1 protein-coding gene is annotated in these 691 nt (G+C 61.1%); it reads left to right on the top strand.

Going from position 1 to position 691, the window contains the following annotated elements:
• Positions 1-362 precede the first annotated feature (362 nt).
• The coding region (locus tag GF617_RS26940; protein ID WP_170868628.1) for a hypothetical protein at positions 363-691 on the top strand (329 nt) is incomplete at its 3' end.

Genomic DNA, 691 nt, shown 5'->3' with positions numbered 1-691 from the left:
CTGATGGATCCAACCCCTCCGCTGCTATAGTGCAGTCGGCTTCTGACGTTCAGTGCAGCCGTCTTCTGAAAACGACAGCTACCCCCGGCCAAAAAGGCCGTCATGCGATTTATCTTGGCCGGGTCGTTATTGGCGGGTCTAAATGGCCGCTCCGTGGATCTCATCGCCAGAAATGGCGATGCGAGATCCAGGGCAGGGCGGCCGCCATCGTCAGACCTGGCGATGGTCGACGCCGGCGCGCATCGTCGGATGTGGCGATGCGAGCTCGAGGTCGGTGGCCACCGCCGGCGACCTGGTGCCATCGTCGGCAATGGCGATGCTGCAGCTCGACGTGCGCGGCCTGGTCGTCTCGGCATCGTCGGATGCGGCGATGCTCGAGCGAGGCGAAAAAAAACCGCCTCGGGGTGTCCGAGGCGGCAAGTCTGCATGCGGTTCAGGGAGGAAGAAACCGCGCCGGCGATCAGGGAGGAAAACCGCGCGGCCTGATGTGCAGCTCGGCCACTTTAGCCGGATTTTTCGACTTATCCGATGCGAGCGGCCCGCCGTGGGCGCTGCTCGATCTGCTGTTGCTTTTTCTCGACGTGCTTCTGCTCCTGGTGCTGCTGCTCGTCGCGCGGCACTGTTGCAAAGTTAGCGATGAGGCAGCCTTTTGTCTTATTCAAAGGCCTTACATTTCAAAAACTCTGCTTAC

The sequence above is a fragment of the Lelliottia sp. RWM.1 genome, from assembly GCF_016859735.1.
Classification (GTDB): domain Bacteria; phylum Pseudomonadota; class Gammaproteobacteria; order Enterobacterales; family Enterobacteriaceae; genus Enterobacter.
This window is presented reverse-complemented; position numbering and strand designations above follow the sequence as displayed.